This is a genomic window from Streptomyces sp. BBFR2 (assembly GCF_044497305.1).
In the GTDB taxonomy this organism is placed as follows: domain Bacteria; phylum Actinomycetota; class Actinomycetes; order Streptomycetales; family Streptomycetaceae; genus Streptomyces.
Genome location: NZ_CP172415.1, coordinates 5392382 through 5417787, shown reverse-complemented (window position 1 = coordinate 5417787; position 25406 = coordinate 5392382). Strand labels below are relative to the sequence as shown.

The following is a 25406-nucleotide window of genomic DNA, read 5'->3' as shown; positions in this document are numbered from 1 at the left end:
CCGGTACCGGGAACGCGTTCTTGCCGTCCTGGACCATCCGGAGGCACGGCGGGCGACAGCCCCCGTGAGACCCGGGAACCTTGGCGGGACAGGGAGGCCCGACGCCCCTCCGGCCTGCGGAAGGAAGCAGGTCGGAGGGGCGTGCGGCAGAGCCTGGGAGGAGCCGGTCCAGCGGCCACGGCGGGTGGCGCGACCGTGGCCGACGGGCCGTCAGTGGGCGGCCGACTCCCAGTCCGTGCCGACGCCGATGGAGACGTCCAGCGGGGCGCGCAGCTCGACCGCGTCCGCCATCTCGCGGCGCAGCAGCTCCTCGACCTGCTCGCGCTCGCCGGGCGCCACCTCGACCACGATTTCGTCGTGCACCTGGAGCAGCATCCGGGACGTCAGTCCGGCCGCCCGCAGCGCCTCGTCGACCTTCAGCATCGCGATCTTGACGATGTCGGCGGCGGTGCCCTGGATCGGGGCGTTCAGCGCCATCCGCTCGGCCATCTCGCGGCGCTGGCGGTTGTCGCTGTTGAGGTCGGGGAGGTAGCGGCGGCGGCCGAGGATCGTCTCGGTGTATCCCGTGGCGCGGGCCTCCTCCACGACCCGCTGGAGGTAGTCCCGCACACCGCCGAACCGCTCGAAGAAGTTGTCCATCAGCTTGCGCGCCTCGTCCGGCTGGATGCCGAGCTGCTGCGAGAGCCCGAACGCCGACAGGCCGTAGGCCAGGCCGTACGACATCGCCTTGATCTTGCGGCGCATCTCCGGGTCGACCTCCGTCTTGGCGACGGAGAAGACGTGCGAGGCGACGGTGGTGTGCAGGTCCTCGCCGGAGGTGAACGCCTCGATCAGGCCCTCGTCCTCGGAGAGGTGGGCCATCACCCGCAGCTCGATCTGGCTGTAGTCGGCCGTCAGCAGGGTGTCGTACCCCTCGCCGACGACGAAGCTGCGGCGGATGGCGCGGCCCTCGTCGGTGCGGACCGGGATGTTCTGGAGGTTGGGGTCGGTCGAGGAGAGGCGGCCGGTGGCGGCGACGGTCTGGTTGAACGTCGTGTGGATGCGGCCGTCCGCGGCGATGGTCTTGATCAGGCCCTCGACCGTGGCGCGCAGCTTGGACTGCTCGCGGTGGCGCAGCATGATCACCGGAAGCTCGTTCTCGGTCTGGGCGGCGAGCCAGGCCAGGGCGTCGGCGTCGGTGGTGTAGCCGGTCTTGGTCTTCTTCGTCTTCGGCAGGCCCAGCTCCCCGAAGAGCACTTCCTGGAGCTGCTTGGGCGAGCCGAGGTTGAATTCGTGACCCGCCGCGGCGTGCGCCTCCTGGACGGCCTGCTGCACCGCCCCGGCGAACTGCTGCTCCATCCGCTCCAGCCAGCCGCGGTCGGCGGCGATGCCGTCGCGCTCCATACGGGCCAGCAGGGCGCTGGTGGGCAGCTCGACGTCGCGCAGCAGCTCGGCGGCGCCGACCTCGGCGAGCCGGGTCTCGAAGGCGGCGCCGAGATCCAGCACCGTACGGGCCTTGGCCATCAGGGCGTCGGCCTCGGCCTCCTCGTCGGCGCCGAACGCGAGCTGGCCGCCCGCCTCGGCGGCCGGGGCCAGATCGCGGCCGAGATATTCGACCGAGAGGGCGTCGAGAGCGAAGGAGCGGCGGCCGGGCTTGACGAGGTAGGCGGCGAGGGCGGTGTCCATCGTGACGCCGTCGATCCGCCAGCCGTGCTCGCCGAAGACCCGCATCAGGCCCTTGGCGTTGTGCATGACCTTGGGGCGGTCGGCGGCGGCGCTCCAGGCGGCGAAGGCCCGCTCGTCGGCCTCGTCGAGCTGCGCCGGGTCGAACCAGATCGCCGGGCCCCCGGCCGTGGCCAGCGCGATCTCGGCGACGCTGCCGCTGCCCAGGGACCAGACGTCGACGGTGGAGACGCCCAGCGGGCCGGTGCCGTGCTCGGCGAGCCAGGGGGCCAGCTCACCGGCGCCGGCGACGGTGCCGTCCACCTCGACGCCGCCGGCCGCGGCGGGCTCGTCGGCGCCCTGGTCCGCGCCCGGATCGACGGCGTGCAGCCGGTCGCGCAGACCCTGGTTACGGATCTCCAGGCCGTTGAGGAACGCGGTGAGCTTCTCGCGGTCGTACGCCTCGCGGACCAGCTCACCGGGGCCACAGGGCAGCTCCACGTCGCGGATCATCTCCGTCAGCCGTCGGTTGAGCTTGACGGCCTCCAGGTGATCGCGGAAGTTCTGGCCCGCCTTGCCCTTGACCTCCTCGGCCCGCTCCACCAGCTCGGCGAAGGAACCGAACTGGTTGATCCATTTCGCGGCGGTCTTCTCGCCGACGCCGGGGATACCGGGGAGGTTGTCCGACGGGTCGCCGCGCAGCGCCGCGAAGTCCGGGTACTGGGCGGGGGTCAGGCCGTACTTCTCGACGACCTTCTCCGGGGTGAAGCGCGTCAGCTCGGAGACGCCCTTGGTGGGGTAGAGGACCGTGACGTCGTCGGTGACGAGCTGGAAGGAGTCGCGGTCGCCGGTGACGATGGAGACGGCGAAGCCCTCGGCGGTGGCCTGCTGGGTGAGCGTGGCGATGACGTCGTCGGCCTCGAAGCCCTCGACGGCGAAGCGCTTGACGTGCATCGCGTCCAGCAGCTCGCCGATCAGCTCGACCTGGCCGCGGAACTCGTCGGGCGTCTTGGAGCGGTTCGCCTTGTACTCGGGGAACTCCTCGGAGCGCCAGGTCTTGCGGGAGACGTCGAAGGCCACCGCGAAATGGGTGGGCGCCTCGTCACGCAGGGTGTTCGCGAGCATGGACGCGAAGCCGTAGATCGCGTTGGTCGGTTGCCCCGTGGCGGTGGTGAAGTTCTCCACGGGCAGGGCGAAGAACGCCCGGTAGGCCATGGAGTGCCCGTCCATCAGGAGCAGGCGGGGACGGTCGTCCCCCACCGCTGCGGTGCCGGTCGTTTCGCTCTTCTTCGCTGCCTTTGCTGCCACGCCCCCGATCCTGCCACGCCCCACTGACAATCCACGCCGCGACCGTGACGGGCGGCGCGCGGGCGGCCGGGAGCGGGGCGGCGGCCGGTGGCCCAACCCCGCCCGCGGCGGGCTCCGCGCGGAGTTTTCCAAAGGCGTCCGTCCCGCCGTCGCGGCGTTGTCCACAGGCTCTGCCCGCCCGCCGCGGTCCATGACAGGATCGGATGTGCACGGCAACGATCCGGCCCGGCCTCCGTGCGCCGGGCGGCCCACGGCCCGAGGGAGAGCGTCATGGCAGGCAAGCCGCCCGCATCCGATCCGGTTCAGGACGCGCCCGAGGTCGGCGCACCCCAGCACTCCGCCGTCGGCCTCCCCGCGATCACCAACGCGCTGCGCATCTCGCAGCAGCAGATGGGCGTGCGCCGTACGGCCCTGACGCTGCTGCGCGTCAACCAGAAGAGCGGCTTCGACTGCCCCGGCTGTGCCTGGCCCGAGGGCGAGCAGCGGCACACCGCGGAGTTCTGCGAGAACGGCGCCAAGGCCGTCGCGGAGGAGGCGACACTGCGCCGCGTCACCCCGGAGTTCTTCGCCGCGCACCCCGTCGCGGACCTCGCCCGACGCAGCGGTTACTGGCTCGGCCAGCAGGGCCGGCTGACCCACCCCATGTACCTCGCCGAGGGCGCCGAGCACTACGAAGCGGTCTCCTGGGAGCGCGCCTTCGACATCCTGGGCGAGGAGCTGACGGCCCTCGGATCGCCCGATGAGGCGGTCTTCTACACCTCGGGCCGCACCAGCAACGAAGCCGCTTTCCTCTTCCAGCTCTTCGCCCGCGAGTTCGGCACGAACAACCTCCCCGACTGCTCCAACATGTGCCACGAGTCGTCCGGCTCCGCGCTGACCGAGACCCTCGGCGTCGGCAAGGGCAGCGTGCTGCTGGAGGACCTCTACAAGGCCGACCTGATCATCGTCGCCGGGCAGAACCCCGGGACCAACCACCCCAGGATGCTGACCGCGCTGGAGAAGGCGAAGGCCGGCGGCGCGCGGATCATCTCCGTCAATCCGCTGCCCGAGGCCGGTCTGGAGCGGTTCAAGAACCCGCAGACGCCACGCGGTCTGGCGGGCGGCGGCACGGCGCTGACCGACCTCTTCCTCCAGGTCCGCATCGGTGGCGACCAGGCGCTCTTCCGTGCGCTGTGCCGGCGTGTCCTGGAGACCGAGGGCGCGCTCGACCAGGAGTTCATCGACGCGCACACGCACGGCTTCGAGGAGTTCGCGGCCGCCGCGCGCGCCACCGACCCCGAGGAGACGCTGCGCGCCACCGGGCTGCGCCAGGAGGAGATCGACGCGGCGGCGGAGATGGTCCTCGCCTCGCGGCGCACCATCGTGTGCTGGGCGATGGGCCTGACGCAGCACAAGCACTCGGTGCCCACCATCCGCGAGGTGGTCAACTTCCTGCTGCTGCGCGGCAACGTCGGCCGCCCCGGTGCCGGGGTCTGCCCCGTGCGCGGGCACAGCAACGTCCAGGGCGACCGCACCATGGGCATCTTCGAGCGGCCCGCGCCCGCCTTCCTCGACGCCCTGGAGAAGGAGTTCGGCTTCGCGCCGCCCCGGGAGCACGGCTACGACGTCGTCCGGGCCATCCGGGCGCTGCGCGACGGCGACGCCAAGGTGTTCTTCGCGATGGGCGGCAACTTCGTCTCGGCCACCCCCGACACCGACGTCACCGAGGCGGCGGTGCGGCGCGCCCGGCTGACGGTGCACGTCTCCACCAAGCTCAACCGCTCGCACGCGGTGACGGGCGCGCGGGCGCTGATCCTGCCGACGCTGGGCCGTACGGAGCGCGATGTGCGAGGCGGCGCCGAGCAGTTCGTGACGGTCGAGGACTCCATGGGCATGGTGCACGCCTCCCGGGGGCGGCTGGCCCCGGCCGGTCCGCGGCTGCTGTCGGAGACCGCGATCGTGGCCCGGATGGCCCGCCGCGTCCTCGGCGAGCGGAGCCGTACGCCGTGGGAGGAGTTCGCCCGCGACTACGGGACGATCCGCGACCGCATCGCCCGGGTCATCCCCGGCTTCGAGGACTTCAACGCCAAGGTCGCCCGCCCCGGCGGCTTCACCCTGCCGCACGCGCCCCGGGACAGCCGCAGCTTCCCCACCGCCACCGGGAAGGCCAACTTCACGGCGGCGCCCGTGGAGTACCCGCACGTCCCCGAGGGCCGGCTGCTGCTCCAGACGCTGCGCTCGCACGATCAGTACAACACCACCATCTATGGCCTCGACGACCGCTACCGCGGCATCAAGAACGGCCGCCGGGTCGTGCTGCTCCACCCCGAGGACGCCCGGGAGCACGGCTTCGCCGACGGTGACTACGCCGACCTGGTCAGCGAGTGGACGGACGGCAGCGAGCGCCGCGCGCCCGGATTCCGGGTGGTGCACTACCCCACCGCGCGGGGCTGCGCGGCGGCGTACTACCCCGAGACCAATGTGCTCGTCCCGCTCGACCACACCGCCGACACCAGCAACACCCCGGCGTCGAAGTCCGTGGTGATCCGGCTGGAGCGGCCACAGGACAACAGGGCTGGCGGGGCCCCGGAGCGGTGACCCCGGGCCCGGCGGCTCCGGGCCGGGCTGATAGGAACATCCGGATCACCGATCAGCACGGACGAGCGGACGGAGCGAGCACTTGGGCACGCAGCAGACCACCACGTTCCCGCAGGAGGTCCTCGACCAGTGGGCCGGGCCCGGCCTCGATCTGCCGTCGCTCTTCTCCGCCGGGCATCTCGGCAGCCGGATGAGCGTGCAGGTCATCGAGGCAGGTCCGGACCGTGTCGTCGGCACGATGCCGGTCGAGGGCAACACCCAGCCGTACGGGCTGCTGCACGGCGGCGCGTCCGCGGTGCTGGCGGAGACCCTCGGGTCGGTCGGCGCGATGCTGCACGGCGGCCCGTCGAAGCTGGCCGTCGGCGTGGACCTGAACTGCACCCACCACCGCGGGGTCCGCTCGGGCCTGGTGACCGGCGTCGCCACCCCGGTGCACCGGGGACGGTCCACCGCGACGTACGAGATCGTGATCACCGACGAGGCGGACAAGCGGGTCTGCACCGCCCGCCTGACCTGCATGCTCCGGGACGCCCCCGAGGACGCCTACCGGAGCTGAGGGCGCGCCCGCCCGCCGCCCTCGACCGCACGGCCCGGTACCGTCCCGGACACACGCGTGGCCCCGTACCGTACGACGGTGACGGGGCCACGCGGACGGACACTCCGGGCTACTGCCCCGGCTGGTCCTTCGGCTCCTTCTGGCCCTTCTGCTTCTTCTCCTCGGCGTCCTCGATGACCGCCTCGGCGACCTGCTGCATGGAGAGCCTGCGGTCCATCGACGTCTTCTGGATCCAGCGGAACGCGGCCGGTTCGGTCAGCCCGTACTGGGTCTGCAGGATGCTCTTCGCGCGGTCGACCAGCTTGCGGGTCTCCAGCCGCTGGGTGAGGTCGGCGACCTCCTTCTCCAGCGTCTTCAGCTCGGTGAAGCGGCTGACCGCCATCTCGATGGCCGGGACGACGTCGCTCTTGGAGAACGGCTTGACGAGATAGGCCATCGCGCCCGCGTCCCGGGCACGCTCCACCAGCTCGCGCTGGGAGAAGGCGGTCAGCATCAGGACGGGGGCGATGCTCTCCCCGGCGATCCGCTCGGCGGCGGAGATGCCGTCCAGGATCGGCATCTTCACGTCGAGGATGACCAGATCCGGGCGGTGTTCACGGGCCAGTTCGACGGCTTTCTGCCCGTCACCGGCCTCACCGACAACGGTGTAGCCCTCCTCCTCCAGCATCTCTTTGAGGTCGAGACGGATGAGGGCCTCGTCCTCGGCGATCACGACGCGCGTCGTCAGCGGCGGGACGTGCGACCGGTCATCATCGGCGGCGGGCTGCTCGGGCTCGGCGGCGCTCACGGGTCTCCTCGTTCAGGCAGGTGGTGCCCCTTTAGCGTACCCAGCTCCTGTATGGTGGGAGCACGACGGGGGCTCCTCAGCCTTCGATTCCCAAGGCCCTGGTACCCCAACCGGTTAGAGGGACGGTGCTCAAACCACCGACAGTGTGGGTTCGAATCCCACCCAGGGCACTTCGCCTCACTTTTGAAGGCCAGTCCTCGCTCCGCCGATCGGTGATCTTCACCCGTCGTGACGAGCGCGCCCGGTAGCCCTCCCCTCGCGAGAGACCCGGTGCCCCTTTCCCCGTACGGCGGTACGTACCGGTTTCCCGCCGCGGGCACGCAGAGGGCCGAAGCGCTGACAGGAACGGCGGTCAGAACCTCGGCCCGGCATCAACGCCCGCGCACGGACGGTTGTTTCCTCCGGCGGAGCGGCGGCTATTTCCCGCCGTCGTCCTCGCCGATGCGGTGGACGCGGACGAGGTTGGTGGAGCCGGGGACCCCGGGCGGCGAACCGGCGGTGATGATCACGAGGTCTCCCCGTTCGCAGCGGCCGATCTTCAGCAGTTGCTCGTCGACCTGCGCGACCATCTCGTCGGTGGAGGCGACGGTCGGACCGAGGAAAGTCTCCACGCCCCAGGTGAGGTTGAGCTGCGAGCGGGTCGCCGGGTCGGGGGTGAAGGCGAGCAGCGGGATGGGCGAGCGGTAGCGGGAGAGCCGGCGGACGGTGTCGCCGGACTGTGTGAAGGCGACGAGGAACTTCGCGCCGAGGAAGTCGCCCATCTCAGCGGCCGCGCGGGCGACGGCACCGCCCTGGGTGCGGGGCTTGCTGCGGTCGGTCAGCGGCGGCAGGCCCTTGGCGAGGATGTCCTCCTCGGCCGCCGTGACGATGCGGCTCATGGTGCGGACGGTCTCGGTGGGGTACTTCCCCACGCTCGTCTCACCGGAGAGCATCACCGCGTCCGTGCCGTCGATGACGGCGTTGGCGACGTCGGACGCCTCGGCGCGGGTGGGCCGGGAGTTGTCGATCATCGAGTCCAGCATCTGGGTGGCGACGATGACCGGCTTGGCGTTGCGCTTGGCCAGCTTGACGGCGCGCTTCTGGACGACCGGCACGGCCTCCAGCGGCATTTCGACGCCGAGGTCACCGCGGGCGACCATGATCCCGTCGAAGGCGGCGACGATGTCGTCGATGTTCTCGACGGCCTGCGGCTTCTCGATCTTGGCGATGACGGGGAGGAAGCGGCCCTCCTCGCCCATGATCCGGTGGACGTCCTCGATGTCGTGACCGCTGCGGACGAAGGAGAGGGCGATGAGGTCGACGCCGGTGCGCAGCGCCCAGCGGAGGTCGTCCTGATCCTTGCCGGAGAGGGCGGGGACGGAGACGGCGACGCCGGGGAGGTTGAGGCCCTTGTGGTCGGAGACCATGCCGCCCTCGATGACCCGGGTGTGGACGCGGGGCCCGTCGGTGCCGGTGACCTCCAGGGTGACCTTGCCGTCGTCGACGAGGATGCGTTCGCCGGTGGTGACGTCGGCGGCGAGGCCGTCGTAGGTGGTGGAGCAGAGGTGGCGGTCGCCCTCGACGGAGGGGTCGACGGTGATGGTGAACGTGTCGTCGCGTTCGAGAAGTACGGGGCCTTCGCGGAAACGGCCCAGGCGGATCTTCGGACCTTGAAGGTCGGCGAGGACACCGACGCTGCGGTGGGTGTCCTCGGCCGCCGCGCGGACCCGTGCGTAGCGCGCTTCGTGATCGGCGTAGCCGCCGTGGCTGAGGTTGAGGCGTGCGATGTCCATACCGGCGACGACGAGGTCTTTGATCTGCTCGTATGTGTCGGTGGCCGGTCCCAGTGTGCAAACGATTTTCGCTCGGCGCATGAGGCGACCCTATGCCGTACCCACTGGTAGAGAACGGTGCCTCGATGACTGCCCAACGGCCGCTGGATGAAAGGCTGTTGACGACTATTGAAATGCGCGGCCCGCCGCTCCGATGAGCGGCGGGCGGGGCGCGCGGATGTCATATGACGCCGCGTCAGGCGTGGTGGGCGGGGGCCGTCCGGGGCGGGGTGACGGCTGCGGGACCGGTGGGGTGCGGGAGGCCGAACGTGGTGAAGGCGGTGCGGTCGGGCAGCGGGTAAGGGGTGTCGCCGGTGAGGGAGTTGAGGATGGTGGCGCTGCGCCAGGCGGCGAGACCGAGGTCCGGGGTGCCGACGCCGTGGCTGTGGCGTTCGGCGTTCTGGACGTGGACGGCGCCGGTGACGGCGGGGTCGAGGACCATGCGGTGGTCGGCGTCGATGCGGGGGCGGCCCGCGGCGTCCCGGCGGATGTACGGGTCGAGGGCGGCGAGGAGGGTGTCGAGGCGGCGTTCGCGGTAGCCGGTGGCGAGGACGACGGCGTCGGTGGTCAGGCGGGTGCGGGTGTCCTGTTCGGGGTGGGTGAGGTGGAGTTCGACGCCGCCGCCCGGGGTGCGGTCGGCGGCCGCCACGTGGACGCCCGGGGTGAGGACGGCGTCCGGCCAGCCGCCGTGCAGGGTGCGGCGGTACAGCTCGTCGTGGATGGCGGCGAGGGTGTCGTGGTCGATGCCCTTGTAGAGCTGCCACTGGCCGGGGACGAGGGCGTCGCGGACCGGTTCGGCCAGGGCGTGGAAGTAGCGGGTGTAGTCCGGGGTGAAGTGTTCGAGGCCGAGCTTGCTGTACTCCATGGGCGCGAAGGCGGGCGTACGGGCGAGCCAGTGCAGGCGTTCGCGGCCCTCGGGGCGGGCGCGCAGCAGGTCGAGGAAGATCTCGGCGCCGGACTGGCCCGCGCCGACGACGGTGACGTGGTCGGCGGCGAGCAGCCGCTCCCGGTGGTCGAGGTAGTCGGCGGAGTGCAGGACCGGCGCGGCGGGGGCCTCGGCGAGGGGGCGCAGCGCCTTGGGGACGTACGGGGCGGTGCCGATGCCGAGGACGAGGTTGCGGGCGTGACCGCGGCCCAGGGCCTCGGCTTCACCGTCGGCGCCGAGGCGGGTGTAGTCGATCTCGAAGACGGCGTGGGGGGCGTTCCAGCGGACGGCGTCGATCTGGTGGCCGAAGTGGAGCGCGGGGAGGTTCTCGCTGACCCAGCGGCAGTACGCGTCGTACTCGGTGCGGTGGATGTGGAACCGCTCGGCGAAGTAGAAGGGGAAGAGGCGGTCGCGGCCGCGGAGGTAGTTGAGGAAGCTCCAGGGGCTGGTGGGGTCGGCGAGGGTGACGAGGTCGGCGAGGAACGGAACCTGGAGGGTGGCGCCGTCGATGAGGAGGCCGGGGTGCCAGTGGAAGGCGGGGCGCTGGTCGTAGAAGGCGGTGCGCAGGCCGGTCAGGGGCTGGGCCAGGGCGGCGAGGGAGAGGTTGAAGGGGCCGATGCCGATGCCCGCCAGGTCGAGGGGGTCGGTGGGGGCTGCGGAGCCGGCCGGGTGCGCGGTGGTCATCAGGGGATGTGGCCTTCCACGAGCTTCAGGAGGTGGGCGAGGTCACCGGCGTCGGTGTGCGGGTTGAGGAGGGTGGCCTTGAGCCAGAGTCCGGTGGAGGTGGCGGCGCGGCCGAGGACGGCGTGCCCGTCGGCGAGGAGGGTGCGGCGGATCGCGGCGACGGTGGCGTCGTCCACCCCGGTGGGGCGGAAGAGGACGGTGGTGAGGGTGGGGCGGGAGTGCAGTTCGAGGTGGGGGTGGTCCTCGATGAGGTCGGCGAGGGTGGTGGCGGCGGCCAGGGTCCGGTCGACGAGATCGCCGATGCCGCGGCGGCCGAGGGCCTTGAGGGTGACGGCCGCCTTGAGGATGTCGGGGCGGCGGGTGGTGCGCAGGGAACGGCCGAGGAGGTCGGGCAGGCCCGCTTCGGTGTCGTCGTCGGCGTTGAGGTAGTCGGCGCGGTGGTCGAGGGGGGCGAGATCGGCGGTGCGGGGGACGGCGAGGAGTCCGGCGGCGACCGGCTGCCAGCCGAGTTTGTGCAGGTCGAGGGTGACGGTGTGGGCGCGGTCCAGGCCCGTGAGGAGTCCGCGGTGGGCGTCGCTGAAGAGGAGAGCGCCGCCGTAGGCCGCGTCGATGTGGAAGCGGGCGCCGTGGCGGTCGGCGAGGTCGGCGAGGGCCCCGAGCGGGTCGAGGGCGCCGGAGTCGGTGGTGCCGGCGGTGGCGGTGAGCAGGACGGGGCCGTGGAGGCGGGCGAGGGCGGCGTCGACGGCGGCGGGGTCGAGGACGCCGTCCGGGGTGGGGAGGGTGACGGGTGCGGGGAGCCCGAGGAGCCAGGCGGCGCGGTGGATGCTGTGGTGCGCGTTGGCGCCGCAGACGATACGGAGCGGGGGCGCGTCCGCCGCGGCGGGTGGCGGGAGGGCGTCGGCGGGGCGGCGCTGGGCGCCGATGGCGGGGGCGAGGGCGGTCGTGGCCGGGGCCGGGCCGCCCGCGGTGCGGGGCTCGCGGGTGCGGGCGGCCGCCACGGGGTGCCGCGCTCCCCCGGCGTACCGCTCCCCCTGGGCGGGCCGGGTGGCGCGGGCGGCTTCGCGGGCGAGGAGCACGGCGAGTTGGTTGGACTCGGTGCCGCCGGTGGTGAGCAGGGCGTCCGGACCGTCGCCGGGCGCGTGGGCGTCGTCCTTCGACGGGGTGGGCCGGGGCGCGTGGGGGAAGACGAGGGCGGCGAGTTCGCGGGTGGCGAGGGCTTCGAGGGCGGAGGCGGCGGGGGCCTGGTCCCAGGAGTCCATGGAGGGGTTGAGGGCGGACGCGGCGAGATCGGCCGCGGCGGCGACGGCCAGCGGCGGGCAGTGCAGATGGGCCGCGCAGTGCGGATCGGCGGGGTCGGCGGCGCCGGCGGCCAGGGTGCGGATGAGGGTGGCGAGCGCGGTGTGCGCGCCGTCGCCGTCGTCGGGCAGGAGGGGCGCGCAGGCGGTGCGGACGGCGCGGGCGACGGCGTCCGGTCCGCCTGCGGGGAGGGGGCCCGCGCGGTCCGCGGCGCCGTCGGCGAGGGCGCCGAGGACGGTGTCGAGGAGGGGACGGAGCGCGCGGGGGCCTTCGATACCGCCCGCGAGGGCGGCGTCGGTGGCGGGCACAGGCATGAACGTGCCCTTCCATGTGGGGAGTTGGTGTGGGAGCGGCCGTCCCGCGTCTCGCGGACGGCCCGTCATTAGGCGGCCCTAAGTTACTTTCCTCGTACGGTACGTAGCCACCGGGGGCGGTGGTTCCACCCATTCGTGGGAGGCGAGTGCCGCAGGTGTTCGGGTGGGGCGCGGCGGAATGGGGGCGGGGGCCGGAGGGCGATGTCGTGGCCGGCTGCTGCGCGGTCCCTCGTGGGGAGAGCGGGGGGCGGGGCCCGGCGGTAGGTGAGGTGGGGTGGGCTCGTACCTGGCGGGCGGTGGGGCGGTGGTGTGGCCTGGGGCGCGGCGGGCGAGGCGGGGTGGGGGGCTCATGCCTGGCGGTCGGCGGGCGTGGTGGCCTGGGGCGCGGCGGGCGAGGTGAGGTGGGTGTGTCAGGCCGGGCGGCCGGTGGGGCGGTGCGGCCTCATGCCTGACGGTCTGGGCGGTGTGGCCCGGGGCGGGGGTGCGTCGGGCCTGGCGGTCTACGGAGTGGGGCCTGCCTGGTGAGTGGGGCGCCGTGGGGTCGGCGGTCGACGGGGAGGAAGACGGGGGCGGGGCCCGGGGTGGCTCCGGGTGGGGGCTTGTACCTCGTGGGTGGGGCCGGGGTGCGGCCTCGGAACGATGGGGTGCCCCGCGCATGTATGTCCGGGCCGAGGAAGGCGAGCCGTCATGTCCAGGCCGAGGGGGGCGACTCGCGTATCGCGGGCCCGATCGGGTGCCCCGCGTCCGTATCTACGGAGCGGCCGGGGTCTCGGGCCGGGAAGCCGGCGAATCGGGCAGGCGGGGCGGGCCGCGCCTGCGGGAGCCAAGTGGACCGAGGCGGGCCTGCCCCAAGGGCGGGCCTGCCCCAGGCCAGAGGGTGGGCCGGGACAGGCCGGAAGGCGGGCCGGGCAGGCCGGAAGGCGAGCCGAGGCAGGCCGGAGAACGGGCCAGGGTAGGCCCGGACCGGAGGACGGGCAGGACAGGCCGGAAAGCGAGCCGAGGCAGGCCGGAAAACGGGCAGCGCAGGCCAGAGGGCGAGCCGGGACAGGCCAGAGGACCGGCCGGACAGGCCGGAAGGCGGGCCGGGCAGGCCGGAAAACGGGCAGCGCAGGCCGGAAAGCGAGCCGAGGCAGGCCGGAGAACGGGCCAGGGTAGGCCCGGACCGGAGGACGGGCAGGACAGGCCGGAAAGCGAGCCGAGGCAGGCCGGAGAACGGGCAGCGCAGGCCAGAGGGCGAGCCGGGACAGGCCGGAGGACGGGCAGGACAGGCCGGAGGACCGGCCGGACAGGCCGGAGGACCGGCCGGACAGGCCGGAAGGCAGGCCGGGGGCGGCTCAAGGCAGGGCGGACGTGAGGCCGGCGCCCCGTGCCGTTCGTCGGTCCGCCCTGCGGGAGAACCAGGTCAGGCTTCGGGGGCCCGGTCGGCGGAAGGCTGTGCTTTTCGGATGCGCAGGGCTCGGGCCAGGTCGTCGAGTTGGTCGGTGAGGCCGCGGCGCAGGGCGGGGGTGGGGGTGTCGGTGGCGAGGCAGGCGTGGCCGAGGTGGAGGGTTTCGTCGTCGATGAAGGGGGTGGGGAAGGCGTGGCGGGTGGCGGCTTCGGCGAGGGCGGGGCCGCGGTGGGTGGCGAGGGTGACCGCGTCGGTGAAGAAGCGGGCCACATAGGGGCGGAGGAGGTCGTGCTGTTCGGGGGCCCAGAAGCCGGTGGCGGTGGCGGTGAAGAGGTAGTTGGAGGGCGCCGCGTCGGCGTCGGTGGTGAACAGGGCCTGCCAGGCGGCTTCCTTGGCGGCCGGGTCGGGCAGGGCGGCGCGGCAGCGGGCGGCGCCCTCGGTGCCGGTGGCGCTGGGGTCGCGGGCGAGTTCCTCGTCGATGTGCTCGGGGGCGAGGGCGCCGAGGGTGGCGAGGCGGGCGAGGATGCGCCAGCGCAGTTCGGGGTCGAGGCCGGGGCCGCCGGGGACGCTGCCGTCGTCGAGCCAGTCCTGGATGCCCTCGGGTGAGGTGGCGTTGTCGATGAAGGCGCGGACGGCGATCAGGCGCAGGCTGGTGGCGGTGAGGTCGGTGGCGCCTTCGGTGTGGCGCAGGATGTCGCGGCTCAGGGCGGTGAGGGTGCCCAGTGCGGCGTGGCGTTCGGCGGCGGGGAGGTAGCGGTCGGCGACGGGGGTGCGGGCGAACCGCAGCACTCCGGCGACGACGGCGGGGTCCGGCTCGGCGGGCAGGTGCCGGCGGACGAGGTCGAGGTAGGCGGCGGGAGCGAGGTCGCCGTCGCGGACCATGTCGCGGGCGGCCGTCCACAGCACGGCCCGGGTGAGCGCGCCGCCGTCGGCGGCGGGGATGCCGGACAGGGACCGGGCGACGGTCTCCCAGGAGGCCGTGTCCAGGCGGATCTTGAGGTAGCTGAGGTCGCCGTCGTTGAGGACGACGAGGGCGGGGACGGGCCCGGGGAGGGTGTGGCGGGTGGTGCCTTCGTCCTGGGGGATGTCGACCTCGAAGCGGTCCCGCAGGGCGAGGGGGGCAGGGGCGGGAGGGGTGACGCGCGTGGTCGTGGGGGCGGCGAGGCGGGGCGGGGCGGGGGGCGCACCCGCGGAGGCGGCGGTGTCCTGGTCGTAGAGGCCGATGGCGATGCGGTGCGGGCGGCTGCCGTGGTGGGTGAGGGCGAGCTGCCAGGTGTCGCCCTGCGGTTCGACGGTGGCGGTCAGGGTGTCGGGGCCGGTGGTGCGCAGCCAGCGGGCGGCCCAGCCGGGGACGTCGCGGTCGGTGTGGCGGGCGAGGGAGTCGAGGAAGTCGGCGAGGGTGGCGTTGCCGAAGCGGTGGCGGGTGAGGTGGTCGTTGATACCGGCGAGGAAGTCCTTCTCGCCGATCCAGGCGACGAGTTGGCGCAGGGCGGAGGCGCCCTTGGCGTAGGAGATGCCGTCGAAGTTGAGGAGGGCGGAGGCGGTGTCGGGGACGTCCTCGGGGGCGGGGGCCACCGGGTGGGTGGAGGGGCGCTGGTCGGCCTCGTAGCCCCAGCTCTTGCGGACGGTGCCGAAGTCGACCCAGGTGTCGGTGAAGCGGGTGGCTTCGGAGAGGACCTGGTAGCCCATGTACTCGGCGAAGGACTCGTTGAGCCAGATGTCGTCCCACCAGCGGAGGGTGACGAGGTCGCCGAACCACATGTGGGCCATCTCGTGGGCGATGACCATGCCGCGGGTCTGGCGTTCGGTGTCGGTGACGGCGGAGCGGTGGACGAATTCGTCGCGGAAGGTGACGAGGCCCGGGTTCTCCATCGCGCCGGCGTTGAACTCGGGGACGAACGCCTGGTCGTAGGAGTCGAAGGGGTACGGCTCGTCGAAGAGGTCGCGGTAGCGGTCGTAACAGCGGCGGGTGAGGTCGAGGATCTCCTCGGCGTCCGCGTCGAGGTACGGGGCGAGGGAGCGGCGGCAGTGGATGCCGAAGGGCAGCCCGGCGTGCTCGGTGCGGACGGAGTGCCAGGGGCCGGCGGCGACGGCGACGAGGTAGGTGGAGAGCGGCGGGGTGGGGGCGGCGCGCCAGACACCGCCGCCCTCGTGGGTGGTGACGCCGTTGGCGAGGACGGACCATTCCTCGGGGGCGGTGACGGTGAGGGCGAAGACGGATTTGAGGTCGGGCTGGTCGAAGGTGGCGAAGACGCGCTGGACGTCCTCCATGAACAACTGGGTGTAGACGTAGCTCTCGCCGTCGGCGGGGTCGGTGAAGCGGTGCATGCCCTCGCCGGTGCGGGAGTAGGACATACGGGCCTCGACGCACAGCTCGTGTTCGCCGGGGGCGAGGCCGGTGAGCGGGAAGCGGTTGTCGTCGAGGAGGGAGGGGTCGAGAGGGGTGCCGTCGAGGGTGACGGAGCGCAGCGCGGCGGGCTTGGCCTCGAAGAACGTGGTGACGGGGGCGCCGTCGCGGACGGCGAAGCGGATGTCGGCGCGGGAGCCGAAGTGCTTCTCGCCCTGGGTGAGGTCGAGGTGGATGGAGTGGTGGCGGACGTCGAGGAGTCCGGCTCGGGTCTGCGCCTCGTCGCGCTGGAGTGCGGGCATGGGCTCATGCTGCCGTACACCCCCGTTCGGCCGCACGGGGTGTGGACAACTTCGCGGACGGGGAGCTTCCGTGGCCGTGTGGGCGGGTGGTCCCGCTGCCGCGCGGACGTCCGGTCCGCGGCGGAGGGCGGGCCTCCCCGGGCTGCCCGCGGCGTTCGGAACGCCCGCCGCGGTCGCCGCCGCCGGTGCGCCGGCCGCCGCCCTCTTCGCCGAGGAGACCCGCGACCGGCCGCTGGAGGAGGTCTCCCCCTGACCGCAGCACCGGCGGATCGTCCGGGTCCGGCACCGTGTCGGACCAGCCGCCCGGCACACTGCGCCCCTGCCGCTCGCGGAAGCGGACCGGGGAGACGCCGACCCGGCGGGCGAACAGCCGGCTGAAGTACGCCGGGTCGTCGTACCCGACCCGGCGGGCCACGGCGGCGACGGGCAGCTCCGTCGCCGCCAGCAGTTCCTTGGCCCGGCCCAGCCGGATGCCCAGCAGATAGTCCTTGGGCGTGCACCCGGCCGCGTCGCGCACCGCGGCGCGCAGCGCGGCCGGGGTCATGCCGTTACGGGCCGCGTGCCCGGCCACCGTCAGCGGTGCGAAGGCGTCGCGGGCCAGCGCCCGCAGCACCGGGTCGCCGTCCGCGTCGCTCCCGGCGCGGGCCCGGCGCAGCGCCACGAGGAGTTCGTGGACGGCGGCGGAGGTCTCCACCTCCAGCAGCGGGTTGTCGCGGCGCGCGGCGCGGGCGATCCGGCCGACGGCGGCGCGCGCCGCGACGGTGTCGGTGAGCGGCACCGGGCGGCGGTCCGCGTCGATGTACCCCAGCTCCCGGTAGGTGGCGGTGGCCGGTCCCGTGAAGTCGACGAAGCTCTCGTCCCAGCCGCTGTCCGGATCGGCGCCGTAGTGGTGGACGACGCCCGGCAGCAGCCACAGCAGGGCGGGGGCGGTGATCTCCTGGATCCGGCCGTCGGGCCCCGCGTACCAGCCGCGTCCGGCGCTGATGACCAGCGCGACGTGGTGGTCCAGGGTGCGCGGCCCGACCGGCGGCAGGGTGCCGTGCTGGAGGCCGACGCCCAGGCAGACCAGGCCGAGACGGTGGTGGAGCGGCGTGGGCGTGAAGTAGCGCATCCAGGTGTGGTACATCTCCGGCCCTCCCGCGGGCCGCCCGTACGGTCCGCCGCCGCTCCGTCCAAACAGCGCCGATCTTTGTCCATGGACCGCCGCCTGGCCAGGGGGCGAGGGTGGGCGGCACGGACGGCGGCGACGGAGGGCGGGCGGCACGGTGGCGTACGAGGCGGCCGGATTCACGGTGGGCGAGCGGGATTTCCTGCTGGACGGGCGGCCGGTGCGGCTGCTCTCCGGCGCACTGCACCACTTCCGCGTGCACGAGGCGCAGTGGGACCACCGGCTCGCGATGCTGCGCGCACTGGGCCTGAACTGCGTGGAGACGTACGTCCCGTGGAACCTCCACGAGCCCCGCCCCGGGGAGCTGCGGGACGTCGCGGCGGTGGGCCGGTTCCTGGACGCGGCCGGGCGCGCCGGACTGCGGGCGATCGTGCGGCCCGGTCCGTACATCTGCGCCGAGTGGGAGAACGGCGGGCTGCCGCACTGGCTGACCGGACCGCTGGGGCGCCGCGTACGGACCTGTGACCCGGAGTATCTGCGGGCGGTGGAGCGCTGGTTCACGGCGCTGCTGCCGCAGATCGTCTCCCGGCAGTGCACCACCGGCGGCCCGGTGGTGCTGGTGCAGGTGGAGAACGAGTACGGCTCCTACGGGTCGGACACCGGCTACCTGGCGTGGCTGGCGCGGCTGCTGCGCGAGCGGGGGGTGACGGTGCCGCTGTTCACCTCGGACGGGCCCGAGGACCACATGCTGACCGGCGGCTCGCTGCCCGGCGTGCTCGCCGCGGTGAACTTCGGCTCGGGCGCCCGGGAGGCGTTCGCCGCGCTCCGCCGCCACCGGCCGTCCGGTCCGCTGTTCTGCGCGGAGCTGTGGTGCGGCTGGTTCGCGCACTGGGGCGAGACGCCCGCGCCGGACGACGCGCGGCGCGCGGCGCGGGAGCTGCGGACCGCCCTGGAGTGCGGCGCGTCCGTCAACCTCTACATGGCGCACGGCGGCACCAGCTTCGGCGGCCACGCGGGCGCCAACCGCGCGGGCGCGCTGCACGACGGCCCGCTGGAGCCGACCGTCACCTCCTACGACTACGCCGCCCCGATCGACGAACGCGGCCGCCCCACCGCCAAGTTCGCCCTCTTCCGCGACGCTCTCGCCCCGTACGCGGACACCCCGCCGCCCGAGCCGCCCGCGCCCTGGCCGGTGCTGGGCGCGCCCGCCGACGTCCGCCTGGACGGATGGGCGGCGCCCGGCGCGGTCCTGGACGTGCTCGGCGGCCCGGAGGTGACCGCGCCCGTCCCGCCCGCCTTCGAGGAGCTGGACGTGGACCGCGGGCTGGTCCGCTACCGGCTGCGGGTCCCCGGCCCCCGGCAGCCGTACCCGCTGCGGGTCCGCGGCCTGCGGGATCGCGCCGTGACGTTCGTGGACGGTGTGCCGGGCCCGGAGCTGGACACCGAGGACGCGCTGCTCGGCGACGTACCGGGCCCGGCGGAGGTGGAGCTGTGGGTGGAGTCCCTGGGCCGGGTCAACTACGGCCCCCGCCTCGGCGAACCCAAGGGCCTCACCGGCGGGGTGCTGCACGAGCGCCAGTATCTGCACGGCGTCCGCGCCCGCGGCCTGCGCCTCGACGCGTTCGAGGACGCCGCGGCCGTGGCCCGCCTCCCCTTCGCCCCGCCCCGCCCCGGCGCCCGCGGCCTGCACCACGGCACGGTCACCGTCCCGCCCGGCCGCACCGGCGACGCCCGGCTCGAACTCCCCGGCTGGACCCGCGGCTTCGCCTGGCTCGGCGGCTTCCCCCTGGGCCGCTACTGGTCGGCCGGCCCGCAGCACACCCTGTACGTGCCCGGCCCGGTGCTGCGCGAGGGCCCGAACGAGGTCCTGCTGCTGGAACTGGCCGGGGCGGAGGGGGCGGGGGCGGTGCGGCTGGTGCCGTGAGCCGCCCCGCCCCCGCCCTCACACCTCCCGCACCTCGAACCCGTCCAGCACGAACTCGGCCTTCCCGTCGTCGCCGGTCTTGCGCAGGCCCACCCAGGTCTCGCCGTCGTCCGGGGCGGTGAACTCGTAGGTGAAGGTGGCCGGTGCGGTCGCCACCGGGAGCGGGCGGCGGTCCAGTTCGCGGGGTGCGGGCTCGTCGACGGCGGTGATCCAGGCGTACTGGCCGGCCTTCTCGTTGGCGTAGGAGAAGGAGACGCGGTAGCGGCGGCCGGGGCGGAAGCGGACGGTGTGGGGGACCGTGCGGTAGACCACGCCGGTGTTCTCGCCGCGGGACTTCAGCGACGCGGCGCCGTCGAGGACGTCGTCCACGGCCTTTCCGTGCCAGCCCCGGCGGGTGTACGGGGCGTGGCGCTCGCTGAGGTGGGTGCGGGGGTCGGTGGCGCCGCCCGCGTCGCCCTTGACGAAGACACCCCAGCCCTGCGGGACGTGCGCGAAGTCCTCGTACACCAGCGTGCCGGGCCGGCCGCCGCGCCCGGCGGGCACCACCCGGACGTTGTCGAACCGCACCCGCGGCGCACCGGCCGCCGCCGTCAGCGCGAGGATGACCGGGCCGCCGCCCTCGGGCACGGTGAAGCGGGTGGTCAGCCGCTGGAAACGGGTGCCGTGCTTGCGGTCGGCGGCGACGTGGTTGACGGCGGTGGAGGTGTCGGCCCAGTTGACGGCGCGTGCCCCGTCGGCGGTGCGCACCTCCAGCGCGGCGCGGCGCCGCTGCCCGGCCCGCTCCCCCACCTCGACCTGCACGGACGCCGCGTAATCGCCGGGCGGCAGCCGGTCCAGGCGCTGCGAGACCGTGGCCGCCGCGCCCGCCGCGACGACGAGTTCCGGATCGCCGAGCGCACTGGTGACGGCGGAGACCGGGCCCGCGGTGCGCCAGTGTGCCGTGCCGCCGTGGAAGCCGGGGTCGGCGACGGGGGTGCCCTCGCCCCAGCGCGGGTCGCGGACCGCGGGCGCCTCGTGCCGGTACACCACGTACGCGGCTCCCGGCTCCGCGTCGAGGGTGATCCGCCCGCCGCGCACCGGCAGCCGCCGCCGTGCCGCCCGGCCCCGGTCGGTGAGGCGGTACACGTACACCTCGGCGGCGCCGGCCCAGCCGCGCGGGAGGTCCCAGGTGGAGGCGCCCCCGTCCACGCTGTAGTGGTACAGCTTCGCCGGGTCGGCGGCGCGGCGCGGCTCCCAGGGCAGCAGATAGCGGCCGCCCTCCAGGACGAGCCGCCCGTCGGTGGTGATCCGCCGGACGCCGCCCGCGTCGGAGACGGTGGTGCGGCCCGGCCCCTCGAAGGTGATCTCGTGCGCGTCCCAGGTGCGGATCGGATACGCCTGGAGGTACTTGGCGGGCAGCGCGTCGCGCCAGACGACGGCGAGGAAGGCGTACCAGTCGGTCTTGCCGGTCCAGCCCTCGAAATTGCCCATCCGGGGCGCGCCCAGCAGCGTCGGCCACTTGTCGGCGAAGACGTCCTTCTGGTGGTTGCGGACGAAGCGGATCAGGCGGGAGTTGATGCCGCGGGAGGTGTCGGGCCCGTAGTCGGTCTCGTTGGCCCAGTGCGACCAGAGGGAGGAACGCTCCAGTCCGTGGCCCCATTCGGAGGCGACCTGCCAGCCCTGGTCGCGCAGATGGCGCTGGAGACGGTCGGAGTTCCAGCCCGATTCGCGGAAGACGTCGAAGTAGAGGGTGGTCAGCCCCGGATCGGTCTCCGCGCGCAGCCGCGCCAGCCGGGCGGCGTGCCTTCCGGAGAGCAGATCGCGGCGGGCGTCGATGCGGTACGACTGATCGAGCCAGTCCCACTGCTCATCGGCGGTGTCCACCAGCTCCTCGGAGAAGGCGTGCGCCTCCGGGTACGACTCGGTGGCGTTGACGTGCACCGCGAAGTCGCTGCCCCACGTCCTTCCGGCGCGCAGCAGCGCGTTGAGGCCGTCGAGGCCACCGGCGCGGACGTTGTAGTTCCCGGCGTAGTCGGGGTGCGCGGAGTCGTGGCCCTCGGACTGGTAGCCCTTGAGCAGCGTGAACTGCCGCAGCCCGTCGGTGGCCAGCGCGATCCGTTTGACGTTGTCGAGGGTGACGGCGAACGGGTTGGTGGCCTGGCTGGCGAAGTTGAACGGGATGTGCGCGACGACCCGCAGATGCTGCTCGGCGGCGCCGGCCGGTTCGGTCATGATGTCCCGCAGCGCGGCGGCCCCGTCCTGCCAGTCGGCGACGCCGTCGCCGTTGCGGTCCCCGGTGACGATCACCGTGGCCCACGGCAGCGGTTCGGTGGCGTCGCGGGGCGCGCCCTTCGCCCGGTGGGTCCACTGCCCGGGGCCCAGCCGCGCCGTGACGAGCCCGCCCTCGCGGACGGTCCGCCGCCACAGCCGGCCGTTCTCCCAGGACGTCGCGGCCGTCGGCACGTCCTGGACGGTGTTGGTCTCGACGGCGGCGGCCAGCTCCCCGGTCGCGACGACCGCGTAGGCGCAGCCGACCGGCTCCGGATCGGCTGCGGTGTCCGGCCGGGGCGTGACCAGGGTGTCGCCGCTGCGGGATTTGTCGAGGTCGATACGGGCGGCGAGCAACTGCGCGCCCGGCTGATCGCTGCGCACGCTCAGCAACGCGAGGCCCGGTATCTCCAGCGTGCCGACGGGCAGTGCCGCACTGTCCTCGATGCCGGTGACCCGCCAGGTGACGGTCCGTCCGGCCACCGCGATCTCCACCCCGATCCGGGTACCGGAGCCGAGATCGAGGGTGTACGCGACGCGGTCGGCGGCGGCGCGGTGGGTGACCTCGGGGGTGTGCGCCCGCCCGTCGATCAGCACCTCGCGCACCGCGTCCGCCCGGCCGTGCAGCACGGCGCCGGTGGCCCGGTCGGTGTACGCGACGACCTGCGGGAATCCGGTGGCGACGCGGACCGTCAGCTCCGGGGAGCGCAGCTCCGCACCGCCGCGGGCGCCGGGCACCGCGGTACCGCGGCGGGTGCCGGGCGCGGCGAGGGCGGTGCCCGCGCCGAGGGGCAGGGCGGCCGCCGCCGAGGCGAGTGCGGTGGCGGCGACGACCGCCCGCCGGCCGGGTCCGCCCGGCTCCGTTCTCTCTTCGTTCACGCGCGCTGTCCTCCTGATCGCGACCGCGGTGCCTGTCGCCGGACAGCGTGCGGCCGCCGGGCCGGACGCGCCTATGGACAAAGGGAGGAGAGCAGTTGGACTAACGGAAGGCGGGCCGGAGCGGACGGCCGCCCCCGTACGCGCACCGCCCCGGTACCGGCGGGGCCGGCCGGTACCGGGGCGGTCAGGTGCGGCGGACCGGGGGAAGTCCGCCACACCGGTGGGGGGACGCGTCGGCGAGAGCTCAGGCGCCCAGGCCGGACGCGGCTTTCTGGATGTCCGCGGCGAAGGTGCTCACCTCGGAGTAGACGCCGGGCTTGCCGGGGCGGGCGCAGCCCTCGCCCCAGGAGACGATGCCGACCTGGATGAACTCGCCCGCTTCGTCCTTGCGGAACATCGGGCCGCCGGAGTCGCCCTGGCAGGTGTCGACGCCGCCGGTGTCGAGCTTGCCGGCGCAGATCTCGTCACCCGGGGTCAGCGAGTCGCCGTAGGCCTTCTCGCAGGTGGCGTCGTCGATGAACGGCACCGTCGCCTTCAGGAGGTAGCGCTGCTGGTCGCCGCCCTCCTTGTCGGCGCCCCAACCGGCGATGGTGAAGTCACCGTTGTTGAACTTGTCGTCCTGGGCGATCTTCAGGGTGGGCTGGTCGATCGGCTTCTCCAGCTTGATCAGCGCCCAGTCCTTGCCCTTGCCGTCGTAGCCGGGGGCCTGGAGGACCTCCGTGGACTTGACCGTCACGGCGGCCGGGTCCTCCAGGTCGACGACGCCACCGGTGGCGGTGATGTCGGTGTTGGGGCCGCTGCCGTCGACGCAGTGCGCCGCGGTCAGCACGATGTCCTTGGCGTACAGCGCGCCGCCGCAGCCCATCGACAGCCGGACCATGAAGGGGAATTCACCCTGGTCGGCCTTGGTGCCGCCGACCACCTTGGTGCCCACCGAGCCGGAGGTGTCGGGGGCGGGCGCCGCGAAGGCCGTACCGGGCAGGAGGCTGAAGGCGGCCAGGGCGACGGCGCCGGCGGCGGCGGTTCTCTTGAGGTGCTTCAGGGAGCTGCGCAACGGGCTTCCTTTCGTGGGGGGTTGCACGTCGAGGACGAACGCGTGCCCCACCGGAGCCGGTGCGCGGCACGGCTGCGGAACAGGCAGCCTGCCGTGCGGCCTGCGGACCCAGTGGGGGATGAGTCCGTAAAGCGCTCTGTGATTATGTGAGCGGACGCTCAGCGTGACAAGGGTGTGCAACCCGCCAACTCCCTTGGCCCCGGCCGCCCCACACGCCCCATCACCGCCGCCCCGGCTCCGGCGTCACCCCGCCCGGCACCGCCCGCGCGCCGCCGACCAGCGGATCTCCGTACGGCACGCGGACCGCCGCCACGCCGCCGACGGCGCTCCCGCCCCGGGCAGCGCGGCGCGATGAGCGGGCACCCGACGGCGAGCGGCGGGTGCCGGTCGGCCGGCGGCTCCGTACGGGAGAGGACATGGCGGCGCTCCCGCCGCCGGGCAGCGGGAGCCGGCCGCCGCGGCGCGGTGTCCTCCGCCGTCGGCGGATCCCGCGGACGGGGGCGGAACCCGATCGGCCCCGGCTCCGTCCCATGCGTGACCCGAGGAGGCAGACATGTGGAACCCCACCGCACCGCGGACCCGCACCCCCGCCGGGAAGAGCCGCGCCGCCCGGCGCACCCTGGCCGCCCTGATCGCCCTGACCGCCGCCGGTACGGCGCTGGCCGGGTGCGGCCAGGCGAAGCAGACCGTCGGTGCCGCGCCGCCCGGCAAGCGGAGCGCGTTCGAGCAGCGCGCCGACACCATCGTGCGGGACTGGCCGAAGGTCGAGCCGGTCGCCGGGCACAAGGAGGCGCTGCTGCCGCTGGCCGGGGCCGACAAGCCGGGCGTCTCGGCGCGGAAGGTGACGGTGACCGTCGGGCACGGCGCCTGCGACGCGAAGTACGGCGCGCACGTACGCGAGTCGGAGAAGCTGGTCGTGGTGTCCGGCTGGAGCCGCAAGAAGGACGACAAGAAGATGTGCACCGCCCAACTGGCCACCGACCAGGTCACGGTGGAGCTGAAGCAGCCGCTGGGCCACCGCACCCTGGTCGACGCGGCCACCGGCAAACCGCTGGCCGGTCACCGCTGAACCGCCGCCGCACCCGCCGTCCGCACGGCGCCGCGCCCCTTCCCGCGACGCCCCGGCGGACGGCGGTCCGGGCGGCTCCGGCGGGCCGGGGCGGGGCGGCAGGGGTACCGCGGCGTGTGGGGCGCCGCGGTACCTCTGCCGGCCCGCCCCGGCCCGTTTTCCGGTGATGCGGGGCCGGGCGCCGGGACACGACCGGGCCCGGCGGCCCCGGGAGCGGCCGTCCGCCGGACGTCACACCGGGAGCGCCCGCGCGCCGGGGCCGCACCAGGCATCACACCGGGCGACCGCGCGGGACCGCACCGGACACCCGCACGCCCGGGGCACGGCCGAGCTGCGTGCCGGCTCGAAAACGACGGCCGTGCGGACGCCCGCGCACCGGCGCACGTCCTCTCCCCCGCCTTGACCACACCGCTCCCACCCGCCCCGTACGTACCCGTTCGACACGGGCCTTCGAGTGCGCTCCACCCCCTAGGCTGAGCCCATGAGCCCCTCCATCGCCCGTAACACCCGAGTGGACCTGCCCGAGTTGCTGGAGTTCGTCCGTCCCCGGCACCGCGCGATCCTGCTGACCCGCCGCTCCGACGGGACACCGCAGGGCTCGCCGCTGACCTGCGGGGTGGACGACGACGGCCGGCTGGTCATGTCGACGTATCCCGAGCGCGCCAAGGTGCACAACGCCCGCCGGGCGCCGTCGGTCAGCGTGATCGTGCTGTCCGACGAGTGGAACGGCCCGTGGGTGCAGATCGACGGTGAGGCCGAGGTGATCGACACCCCGGAGTCCGTCGAGCCGCTGGTCGAGTACTTCCGCAACATCGCCGGTGAGCACCCCGACTGGGACGAGTACCGCGAGGCCATGCGCACACAGGGCAAGTCCCTGATCCGGGTCACCCCGCGCCGCTGGGGCCCGATCGCCACCGGCGGTTTCCCGGCCCGGCTGGTCGCCGAGGACGACGAAGCCGGGAAGTAACACCCCGGCCACCGGCGCGGAGCCCGCCCGTACCACTTCCGGTACGGGCGGGCTCTTCAGCGGTACGGGCCGTCCGCCCCACGTCAGGGGCGGGCGGCCCGCCAAGAGACGCGCGACGCCCGCCCGCCGGTCGGGGAATCAGGCAGGCGTCGCGGTATGGGCCCCGGTATCGCTCCCGGGACCCATGCCGCCGTACGCCGTTGTACGGGACAGGAAGGGACGT

At 74.0% G+C, this 25406-nt stretch carries 13 protein-coding genes, 1 tRNA gene and 1 pseudogene; 6 read left to right on the top strand and 9 right to left on the bottom strand.

The genetic code is table 11. The features are described 5' to 3' along the window. Positions 1-210: 210 nt before the first annotated feature. Positions 211-2949 carry a DNA polymerase I gene (gene polA, locus ACGH2B_RS22020; protein WP_399092522.1) on the bottom strand — a complete coding sequence of 913 codons (2739 nt, stop codon included), beginning with the start codon at positions 2947-2949 and terminating at the stop codon, positions 211-213. A gap of 270 nt (positions 2950-3219) precedes the next feature. On the opposite strand from polA, the gene ACGH2B_RS22015 reads away from it, so the two are divergent. Both ACGH2B_RS22015 and ACGH2B_RS22010 read left to right on the top strand, forming a co-directional pair. Beyond that, positions 3220-5526 carry an FdhF/YdeP family oxidoreductase gene (locus tag ACGH2B_RS22015; RefSeq protein ID WP_399092519.1) on the top strand — a complete coding sequence of 769 codons (2307 nt, stop codon included), beginning with the start codon at positions 3220-3222 and terminating at the stop codon, positions 5524-5526. Positions 5527-5608: 82 nt separating this feature from the next. Further along, complete coding sequence (locus ACGH2B_RS22010; protein ID WP_399092516.1) at positions 5609-6082, top strand: PaaI family thioesterase; 474 nt, start codon at positions 5609-5611, stop codon at positions 6080-6082. Positions 6083-6191: 109 nt separating this feature from the next. Here the strand turns inward: ACGH2B_RS22010 and ACGH2B_RS22005 are convergent, their stop codons facing one another. After that, the gene (locus tag ACGH2B_RS22005) at positions 6192-6869 is read right to left on the bottom strand and encodes an ANTAR domain-containing response regulator (protein WP_399092513.1); all 678 of its coding nucleotides are present in this window, start codon (positions 6867-6869) and stop codon (positions 6192-6194) included. A gap of 95 nt (positions 6870-6964) precedes the next feature. On the opposite strand from ACGH2B_RS22005, the gene ACGH2B_RS22000 reads away from it, so the two are divergent. Continuing rightward, a tRNA-Leu gene (locus ACGH2B_RS22000) sits at positions 6965-7039 on the top strand. 246 nt (positions 7040-7285) lie between these two features. On the opposite strand, the gene pyk is transcribed toward ACGH2B_RS22000, so the two are convergent. The 5 genes and pseudogenes from pyk to ACGH2B_RS21975 all read right to left on the bottom strand — a co-directional run. Then, positions 7286-8722, bottom strand: coding sequence for a pyruvate kinase (pyk, locus tag ACGH2B_RS21995; RefSeq protein ID WP_399092510.1), 1437 nt, complete (start codon positions 8720-8722; stop codon positions 7286-7288). 154 nt (positions 8723-8876) lie between these two features. Continuing rightward, positions 8877-10289 carry a lysine N(6)-hydroxylase/L-ornithine N(5)-oxygenase family protein gene (locus tag ACGH2B_RS21990; RefSeq protein ID WP_399092507.1) on the bottom strand — a complete coding sequence of 471 codons (1413 nt, stop codon included), beginning with the start codon at positions 10287-10289 and terminating at the stop codon, positions 8877-8879. Further along, positions 10289-11899 (bottom strand): pyridoxal phosphate-dependent decarboxylase family protein, encoded by a 1611-nt coding sequence (locus ACGH2B_RS21985; protein ID WP_399092504.1) that lies wholly within the window; start codon positions 11897-11899, stop codon positions 10289-10291. Before ACGH2B_RS21985 ends, ACGH2B_RS21990 begins: the two co-directional genes overlap by 1 nt. A 1402-nt stretch (positions 11900-13301) precedes the next feature. Further along, positions 13302-15935: an aminopeptidase N gene (gene pepN, locus ACGH2B_RS21980; protein WP_399092501.1), complete on the bottom strand. Its 2634-nt coding sequence runs from the start codon at positions 15933-15935 to the stop codon at positions 13302-13304. Positions 15936-16191: 256 nt separating this feature from the next. Then, positions 16192-17061, bottom strand: a pseudogene (locus ACGH2B_RS21975) (helix-turn-helix domain-containing protein); the annotation flags it as partial. A gap of 139 nt (positions 17062-17200) precedes the next feature. Between ACGH2B_RS21975 and ACGH2B_RS21970 the strand changes: the two are divergent. Then, the gene (locus ACGH2B_RS21970; RefSeq protein ID WP_399092498.1) at positions 17201-18967 is read left to right on the top strand and encodes a beta-galactosidase family protein; all 1767 of its coding nucleotides are present in this window, start codon (positions 17201-17203) and stop codon (positions 18965-18967) included. A gap of 18 nt (positions 18968-18985) precedes the next feature. Here ACGH2B_RS21970 and ACGH2B_RS21965 read toward each other — a convergent pair whose 3' ends face one another. Together ACGH2B_RS21965 and ACGH2B_RS21960 are read right to left on the bottom strand one after the other, a co-directional pair. Further along, positions 18986-22093: an endo-alpha-N-acetylgalactosaminidase family protein gene (locus tag ACGH2B_RS21965; protein WP_399092494.1), complete on the bottom strand. Its 3108-nt coding sequence runs from the start codon at positions 22091-22093 to the stop codon at positions 18986-18988. Positions 22094-22337: 244 nt separating this feature from the next. Further along, positions 22338-23147: a S1 family peptidase gene (locus tag ACGH2B_RS21960; protein ID WP_399092491.1), complete on the bottom strand. Its 810-nt coding sequence runs from the start codon at positions 23145-23147 to the stop codon at positions 22338-22340. A 553-nt stretch (positions 23148-23700) separates the two neighbouring features. Here ACGH2B_RS21960 and ACGH2B_RS21955 point away from each other — a divergent pair. Next, positions 23701-24216, top strand: coding sequence for a hypothetical protein (locus ACGH2B_RS21955; RefSeq protein WP_399092488.1), 516 nt, complete (start codon positions 23701-23703; stop codon positions 24214-24216). A gap of 481 nt (positions 24217-24697) precedes the next feature. Next, positions 24698-25183 (top strand): PPOX class F420-dependent oxidoreductase, encoded by a 486-nt coding sequence (locus ACGH2B_RS21950; protein WP_399092485.1) that lies wholly within the window; start codon positions 24698-24700, stop codon positions 25181-25183. The last annotated feature ends 223 nt before the right edge of the window (positions 25184-25406 follow it).

Bases quoted from the DNA above. Each gene is read 5' to 3' on its own strand.
- pyk (WP_399092510.1), bottom strand. From the start codon at position 8,722: ATGCGCCGAGCGAAAATCGTTTGCACACTGGGACCGGCCACCGACACA.
- ACGH2B_RS21950 (WP_399092485.1), top strand. From the start codon at position 24,698: ATGAGCCCCTCCATCGCCCGTAACACCCGAGTGGACCTGCCCGAGTTG.
- ACGH2B_RS21990 (WP_399092507.1), bottom strand. From the start codon at position 10,289: ATGACCACCGCGCACCCGGCCGGCTCCGCAGCCCCCACCGACCCCCTC.
- pepN (WP_399092501.1), bottom strand. From the start codon at position 15,935: ATGCCCGCACTCCAGCGCGACGAGGCGCAGACCCGAGCCGGACTCCTC.
- ACGH2B_RS21955 (WP_399092488.1), top strand. From the start codon at position 23,701: ATGTGGAACCCCACCGCACCGCGGACCCGCACCCCCGCCGGGAAGAGC.
- ACGH2B_RS22015 (WP_399092519.1), top strand. From the start codon at position 3,220: ATGGCAGGCAAGCCGCCCGCATCCGATCCGGTTCAGGACGCGCCCGAG.
- ACGH2B_RS21985 (WP_399092504.1), bottom strand. From the start codon at position 11,899: ATGCCTGTGCCCGCCACCGACGCCGCCCTCGCGGGCGGTATCGAAGGC.